The sequence below is a fragment of the Methylocaldum sp. genome, assembly GCF_039794385.1.
Lineage (GTDB): Bacteria > Pseudomonadota > Gammaproteobacteria > Methylococcales > Methylococcaceae > Methylocaldum.
In genome coordinates, this window is sequence record NZ_JBDIVO010000228.1 from 1 (window position 1) to 7,801 (window position 7,801).

Here is a 7,801-nt window from a genome sequence, read left to right on the forward strand (position 1 = left end):
AGCCCGTGATCCGGTGCGCCTGCCAATCGCGGGCTGAAGCCTACTCACAAGCGTATAGCCCATTTAGCATGGAAGCGGCCGCAAGCCGACAGAATTCATGCGGCTCATCGATATGCCGCACTTTTCAGTGTTCCGCTCGCGCCAAACCGCTTCCGGCTGATACTTAATGTCCGGTGGGATAAGGGATAAAAAGCACTGGCACAAACCAAGGGTTCGTTGTTTACAAAGGCCTTTTGCCTTGTCAGGCCAATTATCTTCAATATTTAGATGTCGTTTTTCGTAAGGCGGACTATTATTCATTTTTTTCAGGAGAGTTTTGAATCGTAGATCGTGTGACGGACTCGGGGGTTAAATCGGATTACCCTTAATGCCGAAAAAGCATTTCCGGGCCGACCTATAACAATACATTCATCATCCATAACGAGAAGGAGAATAATGATGACGATCTTATCCTTGACCTTTAAGGAAACCATGTCGGGGTATTTTGCTTTGGGGGCGAGCGATACCGCGGAAGGCGCGCAGCGGGGAAAACAGGACGGGACCACTCTGGCCATGCACGCGGAGGTCGGTATCGACGATTTGGACCGTTTCGTCAGCGATCCCGATCATTTAGGCTCTCTGAAAGGCACCATCGATTTCGCGCCGCTCGGCATGGGCATCGAGGCGCCCACCGGGGTCTTCAACCTGTTCAAGCCCACCGACAACCCCGACATGACCTATATGGTCTACGAACTGGCCTTCCATAATCAGGGCGAAGACTACTACCTCGCCGGCCATAAAGACGTGAGAGACGATTCCGGTTTCGATCTGTGGTCCGACACCACGACCCTCTATACCACGCTGCATCGGGGCAAGGACAAGACCGGCCCGGTCATAGGCGCGGGCATTCTGACCTTGGGCATCAAACAGTTGGCCGACCTGTTGTCGACCATCGAAGTGCCGAACGCCGAAAACCTGGCCGAAAAGGCCGCCGCGGTCGAAAAGTTCGGCCGATTCTTCGCCGGCAAGCTGTGGGATGCCTACGTCATCCCGAAATTCGGTAGGCAGGTCTTCGACAAGAATGTCGACGACACTTTGCATTACGATGTGATCGTGATCGGCAGCGGCTTCGGCGGCGCGGTCACCGCCTGCCGTCTGGCGGAAAAAGGCATGAAGGTCTGCATTCTGGAACGCGGCCGCCGCTGGGATGTGAAGGATTATCCGCGCGGGCCGAAAGATGCTTGGTGGTGGTCCCACGAAGAACCCGAAAAGGACAACGGCTGGATCGACATCCGATTCTACAAGCACATGGCCGTAGCCCAGGGCTGCGGCGTCGGCGGCGGCTCGCTGATTTACGCGAATATCTTCGTCGAGGCCGAACCGTTCGCGTTCGAATCAGGCTGGCCGGCGGAAATCACTTACGACGCACTGAAGCCCTATTACGAAAAAACCGGCAAGATGCTCAACGTCCAGGAAGTGCCGGACAATCAATGGCCGCCGAAAATGAAGCTCATGAAAGAAGCGGCGGAAAATTGCGGCTATAGGGCGCGTTTTCGCAAAATGCCGCTGGCCGTCAATTTCGATCCCGAGTTCAGCTACGACAAGCCCGACGCCTTCGACGACAAGCACTCGAAATCGCACGTCAACGCATTCGGCCTGGAACAGGGGACCTGCGTTCACTGCGGCAATTGCGACATCGGCTGTCAGGTCAAGGCCCGCAACACACTGGACCTGAACTACATCCCTCTCGCCGAAAAGCACGGCGCGGAGGTCAAGCCCCTGCACCTGGTTCAGCGCATCACCCCCCTGCACGGCAACACGGGCTACCGGGTCGACTTCGACGTGATCGACACGAAGAAGAAAAAACTGGTTCCCGGCCATTTGAACGCAAAGAAAGTGATCGTCGCGGCCGGTACCATGGGCAGCAACGAGCTTTTGCTGCGCTGCCGCGATCAGTACGGCACCCTGCCCGAGCTGAGCCCGATGCTCGGCGTCGGCTGGAGTTCCAACGGCGATTTTCTGACTCCGGCAATTTATGAGAACCGCCAAATTTCGCCGACCCGCGGCCCCACCATCACCAGCGCCATCGATTTCCTGGACGGCTTTTTCCGTAAACAACGCTTCTGGGTGCAGGATGGCGGTTTCCCCAACCTGCTCAAGGATTCCCTTCAGGATTTGAGCAAGGATCACCACTTTGGCCATTTCTTCTCGGTTCTGAAATCCCTCAACAAAGGCAGCGATCCGCTGTCTGCGGTCATGCCCTGGTTCGGCCAGGCGGTCGACGCCTCGGACGGTGTGCTGAAACTTTCCCGCAGCTGGATTCCGCCGTTCCGCCACAAGATGGACCTGGAATGGAACATCAAGAAATCGGAGGGCGCGGTTCAGGCGCTGATCGACATGCACAAGACGCTGTCGGAAGCCACCGGGGGCACGGCCATAGTCCCGGCGACCTGGGAAATCCTAAAAGATCTCATTACGCCGCATCCTTTGGGGGGTTGCCGCATGGGCACCAGCATCGCCGACGGCGTGGTCGACCACAAGGGCGAGGTATTCGGCTATCCGGGGCTGTACGTAGCCGACGGCGCCATCATTCCGAGGGCGGTGGGCCTCAACCCGTCCCGCACGATTGCCGCGCTGGCCGAACGCATCGCGGATTTCATCCAACCCTGAACCCCGCCTTCGGGGAAGGAGCGTCCCATGTCTTTGACGGAACGCATCGTACCGTTCACGGCCGGCGACGGGCTGGCCCTCAACCTCATCAACGTCCGCTCGGCGGACCGGGCTCCCACGCGGGAGCCCGTCATCGTGGTGCATGGCGCCGGGGTGCGAGCGAACATTTTCCGCGCGCCCGGACAGCCCACCGTCGTCGATGCGCTGGTGGAAGCCGGATATGACGTCTGGCTGGAAAATTGGCGCGCCAGCATCGACTTCCCTCCCAACGAATGGACTCTGGATCACGCCGCCCTCTACGACCACCCTCACGCGGTGCGCAAGATCCTGGAAGAGACCGGGCAGCGGAAAGTCAAGGCCATCATCCACTGCCAAGGCTCGACCACTTTTACCATGTCCGCTATCGCCGGACTGGTGCCGGAAGTCACCACCATCGTCAGCAACGCCGTGTCGCTGCATCCGGTGGTCCCGGACTGGTCGGAATTCAAGCTGAATTTCGCCGTGCCCGTGGTCAACGCACTAACCCCTTACGTCAATCCGCATTGGGGCGTCGAGGCGCCGACCCTGATCGCCAAAACCATTACCGGCCTGGTGAAGCTGGTCCACCACGAGTGCGACAGCACCGTGTGCAAGATGGTCAGCTTCACCTACGGCAGCGGATTTCCCGCACTGTGGCGGCACGAAAACCTGACCGACCTGGTCCACGAGGATTGGATCAATCAGGAGTTCGGCAACGTGCCGCTACGCTTTTTCAAGCAAATGGCCCGTTGCGTCAAAAAAGGCAACCTGGTCTCGGTCGACGGCCTGCCGGATTTGCCGTCGGATTTCGCCGCTTCACCGCCGAAAACCGACGCGCGCTTCGTATTCTTCGCCGGCGAGAAGAACCGCTGTTTCCTGCCGGAAAGCCAGAGAAAATCCTGGCAATACTTCGACGCGCTGCGGCCGGGTTTTCACGCGCTGCACGTGCTGCCCGAATACAGCCATTTGGATGTTTTCATGGGCAAGAACGCCGCCACCGACGTATTTCCTCTAATGATTCAAGAACTAGCCAAATAACGAACAACAACAAGGTAATCACAATGGGTATTCCAAAACGCATCAAAGCCATCTCGGGGCAACACTCCCTGGTCGACAACATCCCTTTCCAACTGCCCGTTCAATGTGCGCCCTCGCCCGTCCTCATGGCGGTCTTTCCGATCAACCCGGACAAGGCGAAGGCTCTGCTGCCGGCGGAAGTCCATCCGCTGCGGGTGGGCAGCAAGGGCTTTTTGGTCGTCACCGTCATCAATTATCTCGGCACCAATATCGGCACCTACGTCGAATACAGCATAGGCATCGCCTGCACCCATGGCCTGAAACCCGCGCCGTCGCTGTTGCCGCTGCTGTTCATGAACTGGTTCGGCAGCGGGCAGTACGTGGTCGACTTGCCGGTATCCACCAAGATTTCGGTAAAGGGCGGCAAGGGAATCTGGGGCATGCCGAAACATCAGGCCAACCTCGATTTCAAGATCGGCGACGACACCGTCAGCAGCCAGTACGATCTCGACGGCAAACTGGTGACCTATATCGAAATCGGCCGGCCCTCGTCTACGCCCCTCCCGCTGAACATGAACACGGTCAATTACTGCGCGTTCCGCGGCATGCTGATGAAGTCCTACATCTATTTCCAGGGTAAAGCGGGCCTATGCCTGTTCAACTGGGCCAAAGCCCGACTGGTGCTGGGCGACCATCCGCGTGCGGAACCCTTGAAAACCCTGGAAATCGCAGACAAGCCGCTGATGACGGCGTTCATCCCCAATGCCGTCGGCACTCTGGACGATCATATGGATTGCTGGTTCTTGCACCAAGACCAGCCGCCGACGACCGCACCCGAGGGTATGGAAAGCGTCATCAACCTGCCCCTGGACGAAACCTGGCCGCCCGCCCCCACCGCTCCCATCGTCGGACAGACCTTCGGCAACCTGAACCGCTGAGGAGGCCGGCCATGAACTCAGCCAACACGGTTCCGCTAACCGCCCCCTTGAAGTCCGGACAGCCGAAACGGGCACTGGTCCTTCCGGGCGGCGGTCTTCGATTGTCTTATCAGGCGGGCATCCTGCTCGCTCTGGAAGAGGCGGGCCTGGAGTTTCAGTACTTCGACGGCACGTCCGGCGGCAGCCTGAACATGTCCATGCTGCTGTCCGGACTGAAGCCGGCCGAAATCTGCCAGCGCTGGCGCACGCTCAATCTCAAGGACACCATCGCCTTCCTGCCGCTCAAGGATTATCTGAATGTGGAAAACCTGGAAGGACTGGGGGATTCGAAAGGGTTTCGCACCAAAGTGCTGCCACATTTCGGCATCGATACCGCCCGTATCCGCGCCGTCGACTCGCTCTCCGCCAGCTATAACGTCCTGGATTACGCGAACAAGGCGGTCAAGGTGATATCCCACCGGGACATCGACGAAGACATGATCATTGCCGGCATGTCCCTGCCCGGCGTTTTTCCCCCGGTGCGGAAGGACGGCGGCATCTACCTGGATACCGGCTTCGTGCAGGACGCGAACCTGACGGAAACGGTGAAAAACGGCGCGGAGGAAATCTGGGTCTTGTGGGGTTTGGGCAATACCGGCACCTATCGGGGCGGCCCCTTGCATCTGTACGTCCAGATGCTGGAAATGAGCGCCAACGCCGCCCTGAACAGCCAGTTGGAGGCCGTCCGAGAGATCAACCGGCGGATCGAACACGGCGACAGCCCCTACGGCCAAACCCGTGCGATCCGGGTTCATGTCGTCAAGCCGGAATATCCCTTGCCGCTCGACCCGGACCTATATCTCGGCAAGATCGACCACGCCACTTTGATCGAAATGGGCTATGCCGACGGAAAATCCTATCTGCGCGCGATACCCGGAACGACCGCCGAAGCGCAGAGCAATCCCTCGCGCATGAAAGATCCCGTGCCCGGAATCCGCTTCCGGAAGTGTTTTCAGGGAAAAATCTCCTTGGCGCAGCAACCGGAATCGAAACAGGATTTGAAGATCGAACTGTGCATCCACATCGCCGACCTCGAGGCTTTTCTCGCCGATCCCGAGCATGCCGCGCGGATCACCGGCCATCTGAGCAGCCCCGCTTTCGGGCCGACGGTGTTGCTTGCCGATAGCCGCTTTTCCCTGACCAGCCTGCCGAATCGAACCCGGCGCATCGGTTACGAACTCCGCTTCGAGAGCGAAAACCAGCGTTACGGGCTAGTTGCGGAGCAGATTCTGCACGACGATCCGGGTCCCGACATGTGGCGGGATTTGTCCACCGTTTCCGCGCACCTGTTTGCGGCGGACGGGAGTCCGCTCGGCACCGGGACGCTGTGCTTGTCGATGGGCGGCGTCAAGGATTGGCTCGGCGGCATCCGGGCGACGGAAACCCAAACCGTGACCGACGAACTCAAGGTCGTCGCCCGCTTCGCCCGGTTCGTTCTCGGCGAATTGTACGACGTGTACGGATAGCCCCGAACCGCTCCGCCCGCGCCAGGGAAAGCCAGGGCCATCCCTCAGGGACTGAAAACGAATAACAACAAACCCCGGAGGACCGATCATGAGCCAATCCGAAGCGCTCGAATTCTTTCACGAAATCGATATCAGCGACCCGAACAGGCCGAACCGCCTGTGCGTCTGCATCAGCGACGTGCATTTCACCGACGGCACGGTGGGCGTGCAAAGCCGCGACGACTGGGACGATTTCTTCGGTGAGATCACTCTCCTGTGCGAAGACCGAGGAATCGAGGAACTGGTGTTCGTCCTGGATGGCGACGTGGTGGACATGATCCGCACCAAGCACTGGGCGGAGCGAGGAGTCTACCCCTGGGAACGCGATCATCCGGAATTTCCCGCCATTGTCAAAACGATCATGCAAGGGATCGTCGACCAGCACGACGGGCATGCCGGCGGGCATTGCAAATTTTTCCGAATGCTCCAGGAATTGCCGGCCGCGCTCACGGCCAAAGGCGTCAAAAAGGTCGACGTCCTGGTGCTGCTCGGCAATCATGACAAGGAAATCCTGTCCGCGCCCGATGCGCTCAAGCTCTTTTACGAAGAATGCCTGGGCTGGCAACTGAAAGACATTCCGGAAGACTATCGACTGAAGGTCGGACGGATGTACGGCGACGAAAACCTGTTCAAGAGTCCCGACAGCGCCCCTTGGTTTCCGTTCTACTATGCGGACCTCGGCTTCCGCCTGTTCGTCACCCACGGCCAATGGCGCGATGGGGACAATTGCCGCGCCCTTCCCGAATGGTCCATCGAGAACGGCTGGCAGATCGAGACCTGGCGGCAACTCCGCTATCGGCCGTTCACCGATCCCTGCTTCGGCGATACGGTCGCGGCGGGCGTTCTGTCCGGGTTCATCTGGAAAGCGAAGCAAGCCTTGGCCGAGGAGGACAGGAAACGCATAGCACGGGCGGAAGCGAAAAGCCTCGGGGTGACCCGTTTGGAACAAGTCCTCGACGAACTCGATCTTTACCGGCCGAGCTATGCGGCGGTTTCACGCATCATCGAAGAAACCCGGAAGCTCAAGGAGCGGCCCGACCTCGCCGACACCATAGAAAAGCTCCTGCAAGACTCGGTATCCGAGTGGCTGAGCTGGGACTTCACCTATGAAAGCTCCCCCCGGAAACGGCGCATCGGCCTGAAATTTCTGCGCTGGTGGCTAGGTGTCGCGAGCAAGCTGCACCGCACGCTCGAACTCAAGGCGATCGAATGGTTCATGAAAATACTCGCCTGGTTCCGCAGCCACCACCGGGAAGAGGCGGTCACTTTCGAAGAGATGAAGAAATTCCCGGCTTTCCTGCCCGAAAATCGAATCTACGGATTCCACATCCACGGCGAAGGCCACACCCATAATCCCCTGGAAGAAGAACCGGACGTCGACAAGGGCCGAAACTATACCTACATCAATTTCGGCACCTGGCGCGACCAGGTCGTGGAAAAGAACGCCGGACATTGGCTCCTCAAGCTCCTGAGAAGAACCAAACCCAGCTACCGCCGCCGCAGCGTCGGCCGCGCCCTGTTCGTCCTCGACCTCAAACCCGCCCCCGGCGACGACAAAAGGATTTTCGGCTATTGGGTCGACGACAACCTGACCTGGAGCGACAAGCTGGATTGGAAGTGAATCATTCGGCGGAA

Annotated in this window: 5 protein-coding genes; all 5 read left to right on the forward strand. The window is 59.0% G+C overall.

Annotation, left to right across the window (positions count from 1 at the left end; all coding sequences use genetic code 11):
• The first annotated feature begins 435 nt into the window (after positions 1-435).
• The 5 genes from ABJK70_RS17040 (at position 436) to ABJK70_RS17060 (ending at position 7,787) form a co-directional block, all read left to right on the forward strand.
• Complete coding sequence (locus ABJK70_RS17040; RefSeq protein ID WP_347258553.1) at positions 436-2,649, forward strand: GMC family oxidoreductase; 2,214 nt, start codon at positions 436-438, stop codon at positions 2,647-2,649.
• Between the two features lie 27 nt (positions 2,650-2,676).
• Positions 2,677-3,705 carry an alpha/beta fold hydrolase gene (locus ABJK70_RS17045; protein ID WP_077732755.1) on the forward strand — a complete coding sequence of 343 codons (1,029 nt, stop codon included), beginning with the start codon at positions 2,677-2,679 and terminating at the stop codon, positions 3,703-3,705.
• Positions 3,706-3,728: 23 nt separating this feature from the next.
• Entirely contained in the window at positions 3,729-4,622 is an 894-nt protein-coding gene (locus tag ABJK70_RS17050; RefSeq protein ID WP_077732756.1) for an acetoacetate decarboxylase family protein, read from the forward strand.
• 11 nt (positions 4,623-4,633) lie between these two features.
• Positions 4,634-6,127, forward strand: a complete 1,494-nt coding sequence (locus ABJK70_RS17055; protein ID WP_347258554.1) for a patatin-like phospholipase family protein — start codon at positions 4,634-4,636, stop codon at positions 6,125-6,127.
• Between the two features lie 88 nt (positions 6,128-6,215).
• Entirely contained in the window at positions 6,216-7,787 is a 1,572-nt protein-coding gene (locus ABJK70_RS17060; protein ID WP_347258555.1) for a hypothetical protein, read from the forward strand.
• Positions 7,788-7,801: the final 14 nt, after the last annotated feature.

Excerpts from the sequence above, each read along its gene's own strand:
- ABJK70_RS17040 (WP_347258553.1), top strand. The coding sequence starts at position 436 with ATGATGACGATCTTATCCTTGACCTTTAAGGAAACCATGTCGGGGTAT.
- ABJK70_RS17045 (WP_077732755.1), top strand. The coding sequence starts at position 2,677 with ATGTCTTTGACGGAACGCATCGTACCGTTCACGGCCGGCGACGGGCTG.
- ABJK70_RS17050 (WP_077732756.1), top strand. The coding sequence starts at position 3,729 with ATGGGTATTCCAAAACGCATCAAAGCCATCTCGGGGCAACACTCCCTG.
- ABJK70_RS17055 (WP_347258554.1), top strand. The coding sequence starts at position 4,634 with ATGAACTCAGCCAACACGGTTCCGCTAACCGCCCCCTTGAAGTCCGGA.
- ABJK70_RS17060 (WP_347258555.1), top strand. The coding sequence starts at position 6,216 with ATGAGCCAATCCGAAGCGCTCGAATTCTTTCACGAAATCGATATCAGC.